This is a genomic window from Campylobacter concisus (assembly GCF_003048875.2).
GTDB classification, from domain to species: domain Bacteria; phylum Campylobacterota; class Campylobacteria; order Campylobacterales; family Campylobacteraceae; genus Campylobacter_A; species Campylobacter_A concisus_AU.
This window is the reverse complement of the sequence record NZ_CP049264.1, coordinates 1,663,789-1,683,369: the sequence shown is the minus strand read 5'-3', so window position 1 is coordinate 1,683,369 and position 19,581 is coordinate 1,663,789. Positions and strand designations below refer to the sequence as shown.

The 19,581-nt window shown below is 38.7% G+C and carries 18 protein-coding genes, 1 tRNA gene and 1 pseudogene; 6 read left to right on the top strand and 14 right to left on the bottom strand.

Annotation, left to right across the window (positions count from 1 at the left end; genetic code table 11):
* Positions 1-146 precede the first annotated feature (146 nt).
* Positions 147-389, top strand: coding sequence for a helix-hairpin-helix domain-containing protein (locus CVT07_RS08350; RefSeq protein ID WP_107936598.1), 243 nt, complete (start codon positions 147-149; stop codon positions 387-389).
* A 294-nt stretch (positions 390-683) separates the two neighbouring features.
* Here the strand turns inward: CVT07_RS08350 and CVT07_RS08345 are convergent, their stop codons facing one another.
* The 3 genes from CVT07_RS08345 to CVT07_RS08330 form a co-directional block, all read right to left on the bottom strand.
* Entirely contained in the window at positions 684-1,073 is a 390-nt protein-coding gene (locus CVT07_RS08345) for a DUF805 domain-containing protein (RefSeq protein ID WP_107936600.1), read from the bottom strand.
* Positions 1,074-1,225: 152 nt separating this feature from the next.
* Positions 1,226-3,469, bottom strand: coding sequence for a molybdopterin oxidoreductase family protein (locus tag CVT07_RS10300; RefSeq protein ID WP_234402906.1), 2,244 nt, complete (start codon positions 3,467-3,469; stop codon positions 1,226-1,228).
* Between the two features lie 295 nt (positions 3,470-3,764).
* Positions 3,765-4,619 carry a tetratricopeptide repeat protein gene (locus CVT07_RS08330; RefSeq protein ID WP_159071301.1) on the bottom strand — a complete coding sequence of 285 codons (855 nt, stop codon included), beginning with the start codon at positions 4,617-4,619 and terminating at the stop codon, positions 3,765-3,767.
* Between the two features lie 225 nt (positions 4,620-4,844).
* Here CVT07_RS08330 and CVT07_RS08325 point away from each other — a divergent pair, with 225 nt between their 5' ends.
* The 3 genes from CVT07_RS08325 to CVT07_RS08315 all read left to right on the top strand — a co-directional run bounded on the left by CVT07_RS08325 (position 4,845) and on the right by CVT07_RS08315 (position 8,350).
* Entirely contained in the window at positions 4,845-6,134 is a 1,290-nt protein-coding gene (locus tag CVT07_RS08325) for a hypothetical protein (RefSeq protein WP_107936604.1), read from the top strand.
* Between the two features lie 97 nt (positions 6,135-6,231).
* A complete protein-coding gene (locus CVT07_RS08320; protein WP_107936606.1) occupies positions 6,232-6,789 on the top strand; it encodes a ClpP family protease in 558 nt (185 codons plus the stop codon).
* Position 6,790: 1 nt separating this feature from the next.
* Complete coding sequence (locus CVT07_RS08315; protein ID WP_107936608.1) at positions 6,791-8,350, top strand: hypothetical protein; 1,560 nt, start codon at positions 6,791-6,793, stop codon at positions 8,348-8,350.
* A gap of 38 nt (positions 8,351-8,388) precedes the next feature.
* Here CVT07_RS08315 and CVT07_RS08310 read toward each other — a convergent pair whose 3' ends face one another.
* The 9 genes from CVT07_RS08310 to tupB form a co-directional block, all read right to left on the bottom strand.
* Positions 8,389-8,592 (bottom strand): hypothetical protein, encoded by a 204-nt coding sequence (locus CVT07_RS08310; RefSeq protein WP_107936610.1) that lies wholly within the window; start codon positions 8,590-8,592, stop codon positions 8,389-8,391.
* Between the two features lie 90 nt (positions 8,593-8,682).
* Positions 8,683-9,966, bottom strand: a complete 1,284-nt coding sequence (locus CVT07_RS08305) for a tyrosine-type recombinase/integrase (protein ID WP_196375727.1) — start codon at positions 9,964-9,966, stop codon at positions 8,683-8,685.
* 144 nt (positions 9,967-10,110) lie between these two features.
* Positions 10,111-10,201, bottom strand: a tRNA-Ser gene (locus CVT07_RS08300).
* Between the two features lie 115 nt (positions 10,202-10,316).
* Positions 10,317-10,958, bottom strand: a complete 642-nt coding sequence (gene fdh3B, locus CVT07_RS08295) for a formate dehydrogenase FDH3 subunit beta (protein WP_103594862.1) — start codon at positions 10,956-10,958, stop codon at positions 10,317-10,319.
* Position 10,959: 1 nt separating this feature from the next.
* Complete coding sequence (locus CVT07_RS08290) at positions 10,960-13,785, bottom strand: formate dehydrogenase subunit alpha (protein WP_107916374.1); 2,826 nt, start codon at positions 13,783-13,785, stop codon at positions 10,960-10,962.
* Between the two features lie 30 nt (positions 13,786-13,815).
* Positions 13,816-13,989: a twin-arginine translocation signal domain-containing protein gene (locus tag CVT07_RS08280; protein ID WP_002941238.1), complete on the bottom strand. Its 174-nt coding sequence runs from the start codon at positions 13,987-13,989 to the stop codon at positions 13,816-13,818.
* The gene (locus CVT07_RS08275) at positions 13,979-14,674 is read right to left on the bottom strand and encodes a TorD/DmsD family molecular chaperone (protein ID WP_021085031.1); all 696 of its coding nucleotides are present in this window, start codon (positions 14,672-14,674) and stop codon (positions 13,979-13,981) included. The genes CVT07_RS08280 and CVT07_RS08275 overlap by 11 nt, the downstream gene beginning before the upstream one ends.
* 245 nt (positions 14,675-14,919) lie before the next feature.
* Positions 14,920-15,873 (bottom strand): tungstate ABC transporter ATP-binding protein TupC, encoded by a 954-nt coding sequence (gene tupC, locus CVT07_RS08270; RefSeq protein WP_107936612.1) that lies wholly within the window; start codon positions 15,871-15,873, stop codon positions 14,920-14,922.
* Between the two features lie 9 nt (positions 15,874-15,882).
* Complete coding sequence (gene tupB / locus CVT07_RS08265; protein ID WP_107936614.1) at positions 15,883-16,575, bottom strand: tungstate ABC transporter permease TupB; 693 nt, start codon at positions 16,573-16,575, stop codon at positions 15,883-15,885.
* Positions 16,576-16,650: 75 nt separating this feature from the next.
* Between tupB and tupA the strand changes: the two genes are divergently transcribed.
* Complete coding sequence (tupA, locus tag CVT07_RS08260; protein ID WP_002941321.1) at positions 16,651-17,469, top strand: tungstate ABC transporter substrate-binding protein TupA; 819 nt, start codon at positions 16,651-16,653, stop codon at positions 17,467-17,469.
* Here tupA and CVT07_RS08255 read toward each other — a convergent pair.
* Both CVT07_RS08255 and CVT07_RS08250 read right to left on the bottom strand, forming a co-directional pair.
* On the bottom strand, positions 17,466-17,801 hold the full coding sequence (locus CVT07_RS08255; protein ID WP_107936616.1) for a YolD-like family protein: 336 nt from the start codon (positions 17,799-17,801) through the stop codon (positions 17,466-17,468). The genes tupA and CVT07_RS08255 overlap by 4 nt on opposite strands.
* Positions 17,794-19,062, bottom strand: a complete 1,269-nt coding sequence (locus tag CVT07_RS08250) for a DNA repair protein (protein ID WP_107936618.1) — start codon at positions 19,060-19,062, stop codon at positions 17,794-17,796. Before CVT07_RS08250 ends, CVT07_RS08255 begins: the two co-directional genes overlap by 8 nt.
* A gap of 121 nt (positions 19,063-19,183) precedes the next feature.
* Here CVT07_RS08250 and CVT07_RS08245 point away from each other — a divergent pair.
* Positions 19,184-19,573: pseudogene (locus CVT07_RS08245) on the top strand (molybdopterin dinucleotide binding domain-containing protein); the annotation flags it as partial.
* Positions 19,574-19,581 lie beyond the last annotated feature (8 nt).

The following is a 19,581-nucleotide window of genomic DNA, read 5'->3' as shown; positions in this document are numbered from 1 at the left end:
ATTAAACCACCTCGCCAGAAGCTTGGATAGCGACTTAGCGTAGTAGCAAGATGAAATTTAGCAAGCTTTGTAGCGCACGAATAAAATTTAAAATTTTATTAAAAGCAGTGAGCTTGGTGGAATTTAAAAGAAATTTGAGGTAAATTTTGAGCGATTTTAAGAAAATCCCATATGTTGGCGAGGCGACGCAGGCGGATCTGCTGGCACTTGGCTACGAGGATATCGCTTCGCTAAAGGGCGCGGATATTGAAGAGATGTTTGAGCGCACAAAGGTGCTTGGACGTGGCAGTGATAGGTGTATCCTCTATGTTTACCGCACGGTTTGCTACTATGCAAATACGCCCAGTCACGACAAAGCCAAGTTAAAATGGTGGCTTTGGAAGGATTAAATTTATAAAATCGACAGCCCGTTTTAGCTTTAAATTTAAAAGGCTGCCAAGCTAAATTTATTTTTTATGAAGTAGCCAAATTTTAAATTTAAATAATAATCTTTGTAAGCCATAAGCAGACTAAGCAAACCAAAAGGCGCTCAAAAGAGTTTAAATTCCTCATGCTCTAAATTTAAAAGACAGAACTGACTATGTTTTTATTTCTTAAAATTTTTCTAGTTGTTTTTGTTTTCTAGTTCTTAGAAGTTGATTTGTTTATGAAATGCCTTGATCTCATAAACAAAATTTGCAATTTTAGTTATTTTCTATTTTTATACCGCTGTCTTCTGGTTGTAAAAGAGGATCCTCCCCAAAACTATTTGCGCCTTGAGAGCCAGGAAATATACACATTATAAGTATAATTATTTGACCAAGAACGATAATGTTTAATAGAAGCCACCAAGCACTTTTGTCTATATCGTGCAGTCTTCTTGCCTGTGCAGAAAACCATGGCAAAATCAATATCAAACCTATAATAGTTGATATTGTTAAGGTATCTTCTCCTTTAGCCTTATCAAGAAAAAAAGTACAAATTTCTACTAAGGCATTGAAAAGGGCAAACCACCAAAACTCAGATCTACTTGCCCTTCCTTGAAAATTTACATACTTACTAAAGCAAGTTACTACAGATGTTCCAAATGTCATTATTTATCCTTTATTAAAAAAATATTTGTATTTTATAATATTTTCTTAATATAAATATTAAAAATAATTTTTATATCAAATTTTTTAATGTAGGCTCTATGAGAAAATATTTTTGGTAAATTGTATGATCCAAGGGCATTGCGCCCTTGAAATTATGATCTAACAGGTGAAAGATAAGGTTTTTCAGAGTGCATAGACATCTCGTTTTGTTGTCTAAATGCTATATACTCCTCTTCGCTTAACCTTTTTATGTTAGCTATAGTGATCTTAAGAGGTGTGATACCTGAGAGTGGGTCGTGATCTTGTGCGTTTGCAAGCTCGTTACCGTCAGCCTCACTATAGTGGAAAGTCGTAAATATCGTGCTTTCTCTAAGGTCAGGATTTACGCGAAGTTTAGCTGCGATCCTACCACGTTTATTCTCTACCATTGCGTAGCAGCCATCTTCTAGCTCTCTTTCTCTTGCGATATCAGGGCTTACTTCGATTAGCGGACCTTCGATGCCAGCGCCATACTCTAACGGTGGGCACTCTCTTGTCATCGTTCCTGTGTGGTAGTGATAAACTTTTCTGCCCGTCGTAAATAAGCAAGGATAGACCTCATCAGGTACTTCACTCATTGCACCTGAGCCTACTGGATAGCCATCAGGTATATGCATTTTGGCTTTAAATTCAGCCTCCATGCTCGCACGCTTATCTTTATCGTCAGCGTAAAGTACTGGAGCTAGGCGGAATTTACCATCAGGTAGCATTGATTTATGATCAGTATAAAGATCAGGTGTACCTGGGTGATCTTCATCAGGGCATGGCCAGCTGATGCCACCTAGTTTTTCAAGTCTATAGTAGCTGATACCACCAAAGAATTTAGGCATTAGTTTTCTAAGCTCGTCCCAAACCTCTTCTGCACTTAAGAAGTCAAATCCCTCAAGTCCCATAGCTTTTGCGATGTTGCAAACTACTTTCCAGTCAGGCTCTACGCCACCTACTGGTTCGCTTGCTTTTCTAGTTCTTTGAACGCGGCGAGATGTGTTGATAAATGTTCCATCTTTCTCACCCCAACCAGCTGCAGGTAGGACAACGTCAGCCTTTTGAGCACTTTCAGTAAAGAATAGATCTTGCACGATAAAGCAGTCTAGGTGGTGCGTAGCATGCACAAAGTGCTCTGTCCAAGGGTCACTCATAACAGGGTTTTCGCCGTAAACGTAAAGCACTTTTAGCTCGCCGCTATCCATCTTATCAGGTGCGTATGTTAGTTTAAAGCCAGGCACTGGATTAAGCTCGAAGTGCCAAACTTTGCGAGCTTGCTCTTGCGCGTAAGCGCTATTTACTGCACCTGCTGGGATGACGTTAGGTAGTGCGCCCATATCGCATGAGCCTTGAACGTTGTTTTGTCCACGAAGCGGATTTACTCCAGCGCCTTTTTTACCTAAATTTCCTGTTAGGATCGCTAAATTTGAAAGCGAGAATACATTTGATGTACCGTCGCTAAACTGAGTGATACCCATAGTGTAGCAAATAGCAGCACTGCCAGCTTTTGCATACATCCTAGCAGCCTCAGTGATAAGCTCTTTTTTGACGCCAGTCTCACGCTCAAATCTCTCAGGAGTGAAGTCTTTTACGGCTTCTTTTAGATACTCAAAACCCTCTGCATATTTTTCGATAAATTCACTATCTTGTAAATTTTCAGAGATGATGACGTTCATCATTGTGTTTAGTGTTTTGATGTTTGAGCCAACTGGAATTTGCAAGAATATATCGGCTTTTTTAGCCATATCGGTGCGTTTTGGATCCACAACGATCATTTTTGCACCACGCTCTAAACCTCTTTGCATCTGCATAGCAATGATCGGGTGGCACTCGCTTGTGTTTGTGCCTATTAGTAAAAATACATCTGTATCAGTCGCAAACTCAACAAGATCGTTTGTCATTGTTCCGTTTCCAAGGGTGCTGGCAAGACCTGCCACTGTTGGAGCGTGTCAAAGACGAGCGCAGTGATCTACGTTGTTACTTCCTAAAGCACGAAAGAATTTTTGAAATACATAGTTATCTTCGTTGTTTGAACGAGCTGAACTAAAGCCCATGATAGAGCTTGGACCATATTTTTCTACGCTATTTTTAAAAGTCTTTCCTAAAAATTCATAAACCTCTTCAAAGCTAACCTCTTCAAGTTTGCCCTCTTTGTTAAACTCTCCGTTTAGTTTTCTCATCATTGGTTTAGTTAAACGTTTTGGAGAATTTACAAATTCCCAACCAAACATACCTTTTAAGCACAACTCGCCATCATTTACATGGTGGTTCTCAGTCGGCTTTGCATCGACTATCCTACCGTTTTCTACGATAAGGTCTATGCCGCAACCAGTTCCGCAATACGGACAGGTTGTTTGAACAATCTTTTGCATAGATTTCCTTTCAAGTAATATTTCTAATAACTCGGTTATTATATACCTTAGAATATAAAATTATTTTTAAAACTAATATTTTTTTTTAATTTTCTTTTAAGTAAATATGCAAAATTTGCATATTTCTTTGACGCTGAATTTACGGAGCCTTTTGCCGTTTTTGTCTTATTTTAAATTTGTTTTTTTGCCTTAAGTGATTAAAAACAAATTTAAAAAATATGAAAATTTATAAAAAGATGGGCGATTGCTCGCCCTTTTAGTTAGTTTTACGTTATCTAAAGCCTTTTATATGGCTCTAGTAATATCTTTGAGATTTTAACTGATTTAAATAGTAGCATCCCCATTCATACCCACTATCGCAAACTTTTTCAAACAGTTTTGTTGCTTCTGAAACGCTTTTTATACCACATGTTCCATGTTTATATGCGATCCCTAATTTAACGCAACCTGCCATATTGCCTCCATTACAAGCATTTTCATATAGGCGCATAGCCTCTACAGGATCTTTTTTTACCCATTTGCCATGTTCAAATGCATCTGCTAAAACGACGCAGCCACTCATTTCACCTTTTTCACAAGCTTTCTTAAAAAGATCTATCGCTTTTTTGGTGTCTTTTTCTACACCTTTGCCATACATATAAGCAAAACCAACATCAACACAACCGCTCATATTTCCGCCATCACAAGCTTTTTGGTATAGCTCATCTGCTTTTTTATAGTCTTGTGTATTTTTATCACTATAATAGTTCATCCCCAAAACAATACAACCCCCTAAGTCCCCATATTGACATTTTGCTTCATTTTTTTCTAGCGGCGACATCTCGGTATGTTTGTCTGCTTTTATTTTTATATTGATTTGTTCATTGTCCGATAGGGTGACATTTTGCTCTCCGCATATTTTATGTGTTGTGCTTTTCCCATCTGGAAAGCATACTTTTATCTCATGCTTACCATTTTCAGCTAAAATGGACGTTGGCTCTTTTAAAGATGTCACTCCTCTTTTTTCGTTATCTACATAGATAGTGCCACCATCTTTTAAGTTCATAAAAAGCAATTTTTTTGTGTAGCCATCTACTAGTATCGTAGCTTTTGCATATAAGAAATTTAAAGAAAAAGCGACAAAAACTACTATTTTAAAAAGATCTTTCATAACTAGTTCCATGTTTGAAATTTATTTACTAAGCGAAAAATAATATAAGAATTATTCTTACTGAATACTTAAATTGTATAAATATATGTTTTATTTTCAGCTCTCTTTATAGATTAATTGATAAGACAAATTTAAATTTAGTAGCTCATCAGTTTTATTCAGATTTTTATATTAAAACAATGAAATATTGATAGAATTTGCTTATTTTATTTACAAGGATAAAATATGTCATTCAAGGTTGAATATGATCTTTTTAATGATGGAAGTAAAAGGCAACCAGATAAAAACCTTAAAATAGATCAAACACCTATTTTAAACTCTCTTGTAAATACATATGCACTCTCTCTTTTTGTTAGTAAATTTTATGATTTTAGTAAAGAAAATGATCTATCTATACTTAAAAAGATGGTTGACAAAAAAAGAGATAGACAGACTAAAAAATTTATGGATGAAGTTTGCAAAGTTTGTGGTAAAGACGAAGATCTAATAGTAAATGTGCCAAGACTTCGTGGCTACATCAAAAATTTTGATGAAAAAATAGACAGCAAAAGAAAGCAGATAAATAAAAAGCTAAAAGAAGTATGTGAAGAGTTTTTTGCGATTATAAAGCTAGATCAAAATTTAGTACCGAGCCAAAAACAGCATATAAATGATAAAAATAGTTACATCCTAGCTCCAAATGAATACCTAGAAAAGCATGTAAAATCTCTAAAAAGTAGGTCAATAGTTGATGATAAAAAATTTGCATATATGCAAGATGCTGCTTTTATAATGATGTGTTTAAGCCCAGGTTGCTACCTTTGGGATTGCGAATACAAAGGCTTTTCAAGTAGCCAGCCAGATGATATGACGCTTTATCTTTTAAGCTATGTTTATGACGAGGCAAAAGTTCAGAGATTTTTAAAATCCATGAATGTTTTGATCATAAAAAGAGGCTTTGTGATGGGGATAGATAGGGACAATCAAACGCTAGTTTTTAGCAATATGGGATCAGAAATTTTTGAACTTGAAATTTTTAAAGATAGATATATAAGCTTTAGAGAAGATGATGCTTTGGTTATATTTTCACCCGCATTTTTTGGAAATTTTGATCAAATTTATGATGAAATTTGGAAGATAAAGCAAAATGTTATAAAAATAAAAACCACCCCTACTAAAAAGCGCTTAAGATCTTTAGATGATAGCTTGCTTTTAGATCCTGAGCTTATATATAAATCCCTTAAAGATGAAAATATCTTTGTATTAAGCAAATTTAAAAAGGAGCTAGATAATCTAAAAAATGACCTTTCTTACAAAAATTTTGAAATAAACAAAGATAGATACGCAAGGCAGTGGCTTATAGATGATATCTACGGACTATATCTTGCCGTGCATACTCCGTTTAAATATAAAAACTCTAAAGAGCTAGCTAAAATTTACTTCGAGGATATTCTTGGAAAAAGCTTAAATTTATTCATCGATGAAAAAAGATCCCCTGCTTTAGGACATCACATAGACGATCTAGAGCTTTTATAAACGACCAAGCCACCGGTTCTAGAAGCAATAGGTGGAATTTAAAGACTCATCTACTATCTTAAACTTCTCTCACAAAAACCAAAAATAAGGAGAGAAGATGGCAGAGTTTGACAAGCTAAATTTCAACGACATTCACATGAGCTTACTAGCTAATAGAAATATCTTTTTATATGGGCAGATCGATCAAGAAATTTGCCTAACTACACAAAAGACACTTTTGTATCTTGACAGCGTAGATCAAAGCGATATAAACATATATATAAGTGGCCCTGGAGGCTCGATATATGATGGCTTTGGACTAATCGACTTTATGAAGACCATAAAATCACCAATCAATACATTTTGCGTGGGGTTAGCTGCCTCTATGTCTGCACTCATATTTTTAAACGGAGATAAGCGCTATATGTTGCCAAACTCAAGCCTCATGCTTCATCAGCCTCTTGGTGGCGCATCAGGTCAGGCAAGCGACATCGAACTAATCGCAAATCAAATTTTAAAAATCAAATCAAAAGTCAATGAGATGATAAGGGCTAACAGCAACCTAGAGATATCAAAGATAGAGCAGATCACAGATAGAGACTGCTATATAGACGCATCATCAGCCATTGCTTATGGCCTAGCCAATGAAATAATACCAACTAATAAAGGAGAATAATATGTCAGTTTTTTCACTAATTAATAATACAAAAGGTGCAGCCCTCCCTGCTGCTTCAAACGCTCTTAGCATACCTATAAGCTTTACGCATGCGATGATAACAGGGCAAACAGGTTGCGGTAAGACCACTTCAGCGATCCTGCCAGCGATGGATGAGCGTATAAAAGTAGGGCATGGGATGCTTGTCTTTGACTACAAAGGAGTTGAGCATAAAAAGGTTAAATTTCTAGCCAAGAAGCATGGCAGGCTAAAAGATGTAGTAATGATAAACGTGCCATGGGGGAACAAAATAAACATAATGGATGATGCAAGTGAGAGTTTATTGATGAATTTCTTTCAAAAGACATTTGGCACAAAGCGTGATCCTTTTTGGGGAAATTTAGCGGCAAATATCGCTACAAAGTCTCTTTCAACGATGAAGGCGATATGTGACCTTACAGAGCAAGGTTTTTGCAACCCATATATAGAAAATAGAGCAAAAGATATAAAGCCAAGCTTTGCAAATTTATGCAAATCAACCCAGCAGCTAGATGACTTTAAAAAATTTTATGCCTTAGTTAAGCTGGTAGATGATCATGTAAAAAGCGACACAGCATTTGCAAAAGGTATAAGCAAAAGAAGACATTTGGTTAGCTCTTTAAATGAGAAAATTTGGGCATTAGGCGAGTTTAATGACAAATCTGAAAATTTCATACAAGCTTTTAAGGAGTATGAAGGTGTAAGAAATGATGAAGAGTCACAAAAAGCAAGGCTTTTTTCAAACTACACATTTATGCTTTTTGCCTTGCAAAGCATAGCCGATGATGAGATGCTAAACTATCATGGCAACAGCATAAGCAAGCTACTAAATGAAGGAAAGATAGTCGTTGTAAATTCTCAAGGGCTAAAGGATAGTGCGGTAGAGCTTATGCTAAATTCCACCCTTTCAAATATGGCGCAACGCATAGCAAACGAAGAGAAGGTGCCAGTTAGTATCTTTATAGATGAAGCGCAGCGTGTGCTAAATCCATTAACGGACCTACACGCTGACGTGCTAAGAGAGGCTAGAGTCGAGCTCATACTTGCCTTTCAAAATGAAGATGTGCTAAAAAGTAGCCTTGGTGGCGACTCAAGATATAAAGAGCTGGTGGGAAATTTAACCAATCAATACTTCTTTAAAAACTCGGTCAGACAATATGCCAGCGGAGAGGATAAAGACTTTAGCAAGTTAAAAAAATTTGAGTATTACCACGATGGTAAAATTTATAAAGCCTCGCCTATATTTATAGATGAAAATGACCTTTTAAAGGCTGAGCTAAGCTATCAAAAAGAGATTGGCATCGGTAGTAGTTTTACTAATGTAGATCTTGGAGATAATGAAATTTTGGTATATAACGAGCAGCTATTTAAAAGGCGCTCTTTACTCATAAAGCAAGACATAGTGACAAAAAAGAAGTCTGAAGTGCCAGTGCTAAATCAAAAACTTGATGCGCTGCTTAAAAGACTAAATGCTTTAGTTCAAAAAGCAAACGAAGCAAACGAGGCAAGTGACGAAGATAAAGAGCTCTGGCAGATTTTATAAGATGTAAATTTACTCATGGGAGAGCTTCCCATGAGTGTTTAGTTGCTAAAATATTGATTAAGTATATCTAGTGCTTTCTTGTCGCCAAGTTCATAGTATGCTTTATTTAGCGCGTCTTGTGCCTCTTGTTTTGCATTGGTATAATTGCCATATTTGCATAATATTTCGCCTAAATTTGTGCATCCCCTAGCATAGTTGTAGTCATAACAAGATTTTTTGAAGTAAGAGTATGCTTTTTGCATATTTTTGTCAAAGCCAGCGCCATCTCTATAATTTACACCAAGGTAGTTACAACCTTTACCACCTAATCATACTTTTCAAAATAGGTATTTTTAAATAATTAGTAAATAAAAAATATCAAGTCCCTTTAATGCCTCTTTTTTGGCCTTCAAGGACACTCCTTTTGCATATGTATCAGTTGCTAGGTCTGTGCTATGACCCAAAAGAACGGAAGTAAGATCTGCTAGAGAATTTTCCAAACAATAGTCTTTAATGGCTTTTGTAAAATTGCCACGTAGTCTGTGAAAACTAACATTTGCACTTGGGATAGATTTATGGATATGCCTATTTAGACGCTTCCCAAAATAATCACTACTCTCTTTTCCTTTCTTGATTTGCTCTAGCCACTTTAAATCAGCCAAATGCTCAATATTCTTATGTAGTGGAATTTGCCTATATTTGCTAACGCCTCCTTTTTGCTTGGCAGTCTTAACATTTATAAATTTTATGCCATCTTCTTCGCCTACACTTTTGCTATCAAGTTGCCAAATTTCATTAAACCTTAGCCCAGTATGAAGAGCAAACATCATATAGTTTCGTAGATCAAGCCTTTTTGTATCAAAAACTATTTTTAATTCATCTAGGCTAAAATTATCTTTTGGCGACTTCTCATCAGATGTAATTTTAAAAGATGTAAGCATTTTAAAAGGATTGGTCGTGAGCTTGCCCATCTTTATGGCATAGTCAAAGAGCCTTTTTGAGTAAGATGTGTAGTTGTTGATGGTCTTTTTATTGAGCTTTTTGCTTGCTAGAGTTGTTTGAAAGTTTTCAGCATCGCCGTAGCTAAAATCTTTACCTTGATGATCTTTAAAAAACTCATCCAGGAGCTTGCCAGTTTTAACATAATAGCCCTTGGTTTTATCGCTAGATTTTAGCTTTAAACACTCGGTTTGCACATATCTTTTAGCTACTGCTTCAAAAGATATCGGAGTGGCTTCTTTTGGGCTTAAAGGTGCGTCCAGTGATGTTATGAACTCTTTTTCAAGCTTTTCTTCTGGAACTACTATATTATAAAATTTAGCTATCACCTCTTGTGAGAGCTCTTTATATTCGCTAACATCTAAAAATATGCCATTTTGTTTAATGCACCGCTCATTTTGTCTTTTAATGTTTATCAAGGCTCTTAGATTTTTAGAGTTTGTATGTGCTGTGGTTATCTTTTTAGCAAGAGCTTTGTTGGCTGCGACTTTTATAGAATTTGCCAGTCTTACCGCCTCATCTAGATTTTTTGTGAAAAGGCAAAATTTAATAGTTAGCTTTTTGCCATCTTTAAGAGCAGTATCAAAAAAGTAGAAATTTGGTCTATTAGGAACCCTTGTGATCAATCTAGAGCTCATAGAATGATCCTAGTTTCTGTAACAAAAGTGCAAATTTTCTGTAACAAAGCTGATTTGTCTGAAATTTAAGACAAAAATATCTGCTAATAAATACAGTTAAAACACCGAAATTTAGGGAAGTTGGAAAGAAAAATATTGTATTGGTGGCGGACAGAGAGGGATTTGAACCCTCGAGCCCCGATTAAGAGCTGCACCCTTAGCAGGGGTGTGGTTTCAGCCGCTCACCCATCTGTCCAAGTATTAGAAAAGTGGATTATATTTAAACACTCCTGATAGAGTGCTTAAAGTTCAGTAAAAATACACTTTTGCTAAATTTTAATGATTTATAGGTGCAAAAAACACCTATAAATTTACGCTTTTAGTTTTAGTCTGTCGCCAGCGTAGTAAGCGATCTTCCAAACAGTAGTTTGTTTTAGGTCTTTTTCGCCATAACCTCTTGCAGCAACTCTGTCATTGTAGATTTTTTCGATGACATCTGACTCGCCAACTAGTAGAGCTTTTGTAGAGCACATCGCAGCACAAACTGGCACCTTGCCCTCAGAAATTCTATCTTGTCCATATACTTCGCGCTCTTCTTCGCTATTGGTTGGTAGCGGGCCGCCTGCACACATGGTGCATTTATCCATTACGCCTCTTGCACCAAAGGCACCATCTTTAGGGAATTGTGGCGCACCAAATGGGCAAGCATATAAGCAGTATCCACAACCTATGCAGATATCTTTATCGTGAAGTACGATGCCATCAGCTCTGATGTAGAAACAATCAACCGGACAAACAAGCGAACAAGGCGCGTCTTCGCAGTGCATACATGCGATTGACGTTGAAATTTCTTTACCTGGCACACCTTCATTTAGCGTTATAACGCGGCGTCTTCTTACCCCGATAGGCAACTCATGAGCTTCATCACATGCTACTGCGCAGCCGTTGCAATCAATGCATCTATCTGTGTCGCAGTAAAATTTAAGTCTATTGTTATCGTTAAATGCGCTCATATTATGCCCTTTCTATGCGGCAAAGACCGCCTTTTGTTTCTGGAATTTGAGTGACTATGTCATATCCGTAGTTTGTTACGGTATTTGCGCTCTCACCAACTGCAAAAGGTCTTGTTCCTTCAGGGAAATTTCCAGTCATATCAACACCTTGCATATATCCAGCCCAGTGGAATGGCAAGAAGATCATATTAGGCTTAACCGATGGCACTATCCTTGCGCGAACCTTGATCTTAGTGCCCTCAGGTGAATGAACCCAAACAAAATCCCAATTTTTAATGCCATGTTTAGCCGCTAGCTCTGGGTGGATGTCGGCAAACATCTCAGGCGTAATGCGTGATAGATACTTACTAGCACGCGTCTCCATACCAGCACCACTGAAATTTACGAGACGAGCTGTGATGAGGTTGATAGGGAATTCTTTTGAGAAGTCCTTACTTTGTTGCAAGCTCTTATACTTCGTATAGACGCGGTAGTGATTTGGTTTATCCTCAAAGCTTGGATATTTTTGCGCAAGATCTTGACGCTGTGAGTGGATCGGCTCTCTATGCTGAGGGATCTGATCAACAAATGTCCAAACTATCGCTCTAGCACGTGCATTGCCGTATGGAGCTATGCCCTTTTGCATACATTTTTCAGCGATTATGCCACTGCCATCAGTCGCCCATGTAGCGCCCATTTTTTCGCGCTCTTCGTCTGTAAGTTTTATACCAAGAACCTCTTCGATATTTTTCTTTGTTATCTCAGGATATCCGCCATTTATCGCGCCTTGTTCTGGAGCAGAGCCCATTGCGGCAAGCTGATTAACGCCGTTGTGCTCTAAACCAAAGCGGTTTCTAAATCCCATACCACCTTGCATTACTGGTTTGCTTATATCATATAAATTTGGACTACCAGGGTGCTTTTCCGTCCAGCAAGGCCATGGCAAGCCGTAATACTCGCCAGCTACGTCAGTGCCCTCTTTGCCCATAAGTGTTTTTTCATCAAATTTATCCCAGTTCTCTTGGTGGCGTTTTAGGCGCTCAGGTGTCCAGCCTGTAAGTCCGATACTTTTTACGATATTTGCTATCTCGCGGGTAGCAGCTTCTGGCCACTCTATCTTACCATCAGCGTCCCTTATGGTGCGAGTTAGCTCATCATAGAAACCTATGCGTTTAGCTAGTTCAAATAGAACTTCATGATCTGGCATGCTCTCATAAAGTGGCTTACATACTTGGCTTCTCCATTGACCACTTCTGTTTGTAGCTACGACTGTACCGCTAGTTTCGTATTGAGTTGCTGCAGGGAGAAGATAAACGCCATCTTTTTTATTAGTGATAACGCCAGCATCATTTACAAATGGATCCATAAGTACTAAAAGCTCAAGTCCGTCAAGACCCTCTTGAACCTTTGCTTGTTGTGCAGTAGATGTTATGCCGTTGCCTATAACTACAAGAGCTTTTAGGCTATCGCCTGCGTTTTCAATAGCGTCGTTGCCATCTTTGCCATCAAGCACGCCAGCCCACCAGCGAGCTAGGGTAAATCCAGGCTTCATCATCCACTCTGGTTTTACGAAATTTCCTTGCAACCACTCGTAATCCACTTTCCACATTTTGGCAAAATATTTCCATGTAGCTTCGTTTTTAGCGTAGTATCCAGGCAAGCTATCAGGCGCGTTTGCCATGTCGCTAGCACCTTGAACGTTGTCGTGGCCTCTTAGGATGTTACATCCTCCGCCACTTACGCCCATGTTGCCAAGAACTAGTTGCAAGATCGGAGCTATACGAGTGTTTGAGCTGCCTATTGTGTGCTGAGTTAGACCCATCGCCCAAACGACTGAGCCAGGGCGATTTTTAGCATAAATTTCTGTGATCTCTTTTAGCGTTGCAGCGCTCACTCCAGTCACATCTTCAACGACTTCTGGTGTCCATTTTGCAGCCTCTTTACGGATCTCATCGATGCCGTATGTGCGCTCATCTATAAATTTCTTATCTTCCCAGCCATTTTCAAAGATGAGATTCATCATGCCATACATAAATGGTATGTCTGTGCCTGGGCGAATTTGTGCGAAATAATCAGCCTTTGCTGCAGTTCTTGTGTATCTTGGATCGACAACGATTAGTTTTGCGCCATTATTCTCTTTTGCTTTTAAAAAGTGTCTAAAGCCAACTGGGTGATTTACCGCTGGATTTGCGCCGATTATAAAGATAGATTTCGCGTTTTGGATATCTCCAAGGTGATTTGTCATAGCTCCATAACCCCACGTATTCGCCACACCGGCGACTGTTGCGCTATGTCAAATTCTTGCTTGGTGATCTAGGTTGTTTGTCCCAAACATCGCAGAGAATTTACTGATGTAGTAGCTCTGCTCATTGCTATCTTTTGCTGATCCTAGAAACATAACTTGCTCTGGATTTTTCTCGCGGTAAGCTTTTAGCTTTGCGCCGATCTCGTCAAGTGCTTGCGTCATAGAGATGCGTTGCCACTTGCCGCCAACTTTTTTCATCGGATATTTTACACGGCAGTGTGAGCGCACCATATCGATAACGTCTGCACCTTTACAGCAGTGACCACCAGCACTTACTGGGTGATCTTGTGCTACTTCTTGACGTACCCATGCACCATTTTCTACCTCTGCTAGCACTCCGCATCCTACAGAGCAAACTGTGCAGACAGTTTTTACTATTTTTGAGTCTGGAAATGGGTTTGCCATCTCTTGAGCTGTTGCTTCTCTTGTGACATTGCTTGCTGCAAAGCCGGCCGCTCCACAAGTACTTGCTAATGCAGCCATTTTTAAAAACGATCTACGGCCGATGTTGTTTGGCGTAGCGTTTAATCTAGCTTCAGACATTTTCATCCTTTCTTAAATTTCTATCAAATTTTATTTTGCTTGTTTGTAGTAAAGTTCCCAGTTTTTGCTTCTTTTGTAAAGCACTTCGGTCTTTTTACTCTTTCCTGATTTTAAATTTTCATTAGCATTTGCTGCTACCGCGCCACTTGCTGCCACAGCGCCAACTAGACCGACTTTTTTTAGAAATTCGCGTCTATTTTGCATATGTACCCTCCGTTCTTAGTTTTCTTATCCTATTTTTTTCTCTTCTTATACTTTCAGATCTTGAAAGACCATCGCTCTTTTTGTGGTCTATCTTGACTGGTTTTGGTGAGTTTAGTGCCACGCGCTCAAACGCGATAAATTCGTTTAGCAAAACGGCCACATCCTTGTAAATTTCACTATTTTTATGCTCATATAAATTCTCTATAAACTCATCAATGTTTGGATTTATAATATTTTTAAAAAGCTCCTCTTCGCACTCGTCAAATTTACCGATAAACTCGTTCATAAGCGTAAAGACAAAGCCCACATTATCTTCATTCTCTTTAAATTTACTCTCATCTCTTCTGATGTTTGTCTTAGCCAAAATTTTACGCACATCAGCACAAGCATGACCCACTTCATAACCCTCATCGTAAAAAGAGAGCGAGTTTCGAAGCGGACTTGGCGGAGTGTGAAAAATGTCATCAAATTCGGTGATCAAATTCTCTGGATTTTTTTCATTAAATTTACTTTTTATATTAGTAGCAGCTCGCGATACTTCATCATTGAGGCTGTATTCTTCTATGAGATCAAGCATTTTACTAAGGCCATCAAATCTCTTTTCATCTTCACTAAATACGAAGAATTTAGAGAAAGTAGCGTAGTAAAGTTTTCTGCCAGCTGCAAATTCCTCTTTTGTGCTCACCTTTTTCCTTAAATAGTTTTTTAACGACACCGAAACTATACAATTAATTGCCTTATTAATGTGCCTTAAAATAAAATAAATTAGAAAAGTTAAAAAAAGCTTAAATATGCCTTAATTGCATATTTAAAAACGCTATTTTTAGGGAGTTATGTAAGATATGATTTTTTAGCAGGATTATTAAAATTTAGCTCTTTTTTGATATCCATTTTTATTTTGGGACTAAATTTAAAGGGTGGGAGTAAATTTTACTCTAAAGCGAGCATCGAGCCATCTTCAAATTCTAAAAATACCCTCTCGCCGATCTTTGTAATTTCATCATCGTGGCTAAAAATTTTGATCAAAAAGTCGCCAACTTTGACCTTCAAAAGCTTTTCATTGCCCATGTAAAGCGAGGCTGAGTGCAAAATCCCTGAAATTTGACCCTCACCGCCTGTTTTAGAAATTTTTATCTTGCTTGGGTTGATCGTGATCTTGCTTTTGCCTTTAAAATTTAAAGGCAAATTTAGCCGTGCTTCGTCACCAAAGCTTAGCACACCACCTTCTATCTCGAAGATATTTTTGTATTCAAACTCACAGACTCTGCCTTTGTGTAAAAACACGCACTCGTTTGCTAGCATACTAAGCCACTTCTCGTCGTGACTTGCGATGACAAAGCCGCAGCCATATCTCTCGTGCATCAAATTTATAGCCTTGCTAAAGAGCTTTGAAGTGGCGATATCAACGCTATTTGTCGGCTCATCAAGCAGGTAAAATGGCACCCTTAAAGAAAGTGCAAGTGCAAATGCGATGCGCTGCGTTTGCCCCGAGCTTAGCTCAAAGTGGCGCTTGTCTAAAAACTTCTCATCAAGTCCCACGAGAGCTAGTGCTTCGCTGGTTCGCTCCTCAAATTCGCTTAGTAAATTTCTACTTTTTAAAATGGCTTTGAAATTTTCTCTAACGCTTCTTTTTAAAAGGGCAGGCTCAGGCAGCAAAACGCAAATTTTACGCAGCATTTCAAGGCTTGGTCTATTTTCACCCCAAAGTGAAATTTCGCCGCTATCTGGGCCTTGCAGGCGTGAGAGCATTCTTATTAGCGTGCTTTTGCCACTGCCATTACTGCCCATTAGAGCGGTTATCTTTTTAGTATTTATATCAAGACTTGGGATATTTAGGATCTCGCTTTTGCCGTAGCTTAGGTGTAAATTTCTTATCTTTATCAAAATTTGCTCCTATTTGTCTAGTTTTTTGAGCGCAAAGATCGCTAAATTTACTAAAAATGCGATGAATATCAAAACCATGGCAAGCGCAATACCCATGGCAAATTCGCCCTTGTTCGTCTCAAGCGAAACGGCTGTGGTGATCGTTCTAGTAAAGTACTTGATGTTGCCACCTATCATCATCGCAACGCCCACTTCAGCCACGATCCTGCCGTATGCGGTGGCGATAACTACCATGAGTGCGTAGCGCAGCTCGTAAAGCACACAAAAAACTAGCTTTGCTGGCGCAAGGCGTAAATTTAGGATAGTTAGATAGTGTTTTCTATCCATATTTTCAACCACGCTTGCAGTAAGCGAGATAATGATAGGAAGGGCGAGCACAAACTGGCCTAGCATGACCGCTTTTAGTGTAAATAGTAAATTTAGGCTGCCAAGCGGGCCATTTCTAGTGATAAATGCGTACAAGATAAGACCTATCGCAACTGTTGGCATGGCAAGAGCTGTGTCACTTAGAAGACGTAAAATTTTGCGGCCTTTAAAGTCGTAAAAACCAAGTATAAAACCGAGCGGGAAGCCAACGAGAACAGCAAAAAGTATCGACACGCTTGATGTGTAAAGTGTAGCTTTGATGGCTGAATATGTTTCAAGGTTGCCGTTTAAAAGTAGATTAAAGGCTTCTGTAAAGCCATTAAGTAAAAAATCCAATTATTCTTTCCTAGCATATTTCTTAAGATTATTTTAAATGTGCTATAATATCACAATTTTTTTTAAAGGAGAAAAATGAAAAAGATTATTTTAGGCTCACTAGCAGCTGCAGTTTTGGCGTTTGGCGCTGACAATGAACTAATCATGGCGACTACAACAAGTACAGATAACACTGGCTTGCTTGATGCGATCTATCCAGCTTATAAAGCAAAAACAGGTGTTGATATAAAATGGACAGCTGTTGGTACAGGTGCAGCTCTAAAGCTTGGCGAAGACTGCAACGCTGACATACTTTTTGTTCACTCACCAAAAGTTGAGAAAGAATTTGTAGAAAAAGGCTTTGGCTTAAAAAGAAATGCCGTAATGTACAATGACTTCGTCGTTATCGCTGATAAATCAATCGCTGATAAATTTAAAGGTAAAGATATAAAACAAAGCTTTGAGCTTATCAAAAAAGATGGTATCAAATTCTTCTCACGTGGCGATAAATCAGGCACAGATAATAAAGAAAAAGGCATCTGGAAAAAGATCGCTGGCGAAGTCCCTGAAAAAGATAGCTGGTATATGCAAACAGGTCAAGGCATGCTAGCTACGATAAATGCTGCTGCTGAGCAAAAAGGCGTTACATTTACTGACCGCGGTACTTACATTAAATATGAAGCAAACCAAAAAGGTCATCCTGAGATGGTCATCATCAACGAGGGCGACAACGACCTTAAAAACTTCTACTCTCTAATCGCAGTAAATCCAAAACACTGCCCTAAAACTGACATCGAAAATGCAGAGAAATTTATAAAATGGGCAACAAGCGAAGAGGGTCAGAAATTTATAGGTGACTTCAAACTTCTTGATAAGCCACTTTTCACTCCAGACGCAAACACACGCAAAAACTAATTCAAAGGGCGAGCAATCGCCCGTTTTCTAACTATCTCCACCTCATTTATATCCTCAAATTTGATCTTAGTTTTTACGATCATGAGGGTTTTGTCTTTGAAATTTACATCCGAAACTAGTCCGCTAGTTTTTACGTAAGTAAAGCCGTTGTGGTAGCTCACACGCACCTCATCAGCTATCTTTATCTCGCTTATCTTTTTTAAAATTTCATCGACCTTGCTCTCATCAAGCTCTAGTTTTTCGCATTTTTCTCGCTCTTTTTGACGCAAGGCTCGCTCTAAGGTAGAAAGAGGATTAAACGAGCTAAAAATTTTTGCCCTATCTTTACTCACCGCTCTTGTGCCCTCCTATTTTTTTGTTTCTATCTTGCCCAGTCGCTTCTGGCAGCAGGTCGATCGCGCGCAGGATCGAGTTTTTACCAAATTTCTCTTTTATCAAATTTAGTGACTTTAGCACCGCTTTTTCTTTGGCGTCATCTTCAAATAGGCTAAACTCAACCAAATTTTCTTTCACCACATCGTTTGCTGATATGCCTATTTGCCTGATTAGCCCGACATTTTTTATCTTGTTTAAAAGTAGCTCCTCAGCCGCACTCATCAGCACGCTTGAGATGTTTGTTGGCGTTTTAAACCTCACGCTTGCACGTTGCTGAGGCTCAAGCTTATCGGCAAATCTCACATTTATCGTTAGCCCACTCGCCCTTACATCTTTGTTTATCATCCTAAGTGCGAGCCTGTCAGCCATCTCTTTTAGCACGATCACCGCCTCGCAGCGCTCATAATCTCTTGGCAAAATTTCCGAGCTAAAGTAGGACTTCATGCTTGGTTTATAGGCCTTTATCTCAGCTATCGTCGTTGGCTCTATGCCGTTTGCGTGATCGATCGTGATGTAGGCATCGACGCCAAAAATTTTTTCAAGCAGGCTTTTTGGTGCATTTGCGATATCTTTCATGCAAAAGATGCCGCATTTTTCGAGCTTTAGCCTAGTTTGCTTACCGATACGCCAAAAGTCGCTTAGTGGCTGATGCGTCCAGAGCTGCTTTTTGTAAAGCTCTTCGTCAAGATAGGCGATGCCGTCATCTTGGTGCTTTGCTAATATATCAAGCGCGATCTTTGCGAGGTATAAATTTGTCCCCATGCCGCAAGTCGCCGTCACGCCAGTCGTTTTTAAGATCTCATCCATCATCATCTTTGCCATCTCTTTTGCGCCAAGAGCGTAAAATTTCAAGTAAGAAGTGAGGTCGATAAAACACTCATCGATCGAATAGACGTAGATATCCTCTTTGGAGACATATTTTAGATAAATTTCATAGATCCTTGCGGCGTAGTCGATGTAAAACTGCATCCTAGGTGGCGCGATGATAAATTTGATATCCATTGGTATCTCAAAGAGCCTGCAGCGGTTTTTCACCCCTTTTGCACGAAGCGCAGGGCTAACAGCTAAGCAGATGCCGCCACTGCCACGACTAGCATCAGCCACGACTAGATCAGCCTTAAATGGATCAAGCCCGCGCTCTACGCACTCAACCGAGGCGTAAAAGGACTTTAGGTCGATAACGGCGTAAATTTTGCTCTTTGGATTTTCATTTTTCATGAGAGGATTATAGATGAAATTTGGTAAAAGTTAGTTTGCAAATTTTGTTTGAAATGGCTTAAAAATTTAATAAAAATCTTTTAGAAAAAGGCTAAATTTGAGTGCAAAAACCACACACTAAAGATACCGCCTCCACTCACAGCTAAATAACTCAATAATCAGAAACTACGCTGAGGTGGGCGCTAGAGAGCCGATGCTCATAAACGTAAATGACGCCAAAGCAAAAGGCATCGCAACTGGCGACGTGGTGAGAGTATTTAACGAGATAGGGTGAAATTTAGTTGGCGCGCTTGTCACTCATCATCCCAGAGCACGTCATCGCCATCTGCGAGGGCGCATGATATGATCCTGAAGCGCTAAGCAAAAGAGCCTTTGCAAGCATGGCTGCGTCAATGTCCTAACTCACGACAAAGACATATCTGGCACCACTCAAAGCAACTGCGGACACGGGGTCTTAGCAAATTTAGAAATATATAAAGGCGAGATCAAGTTTGTCGCTGTAAATTTATAAATTTGGCC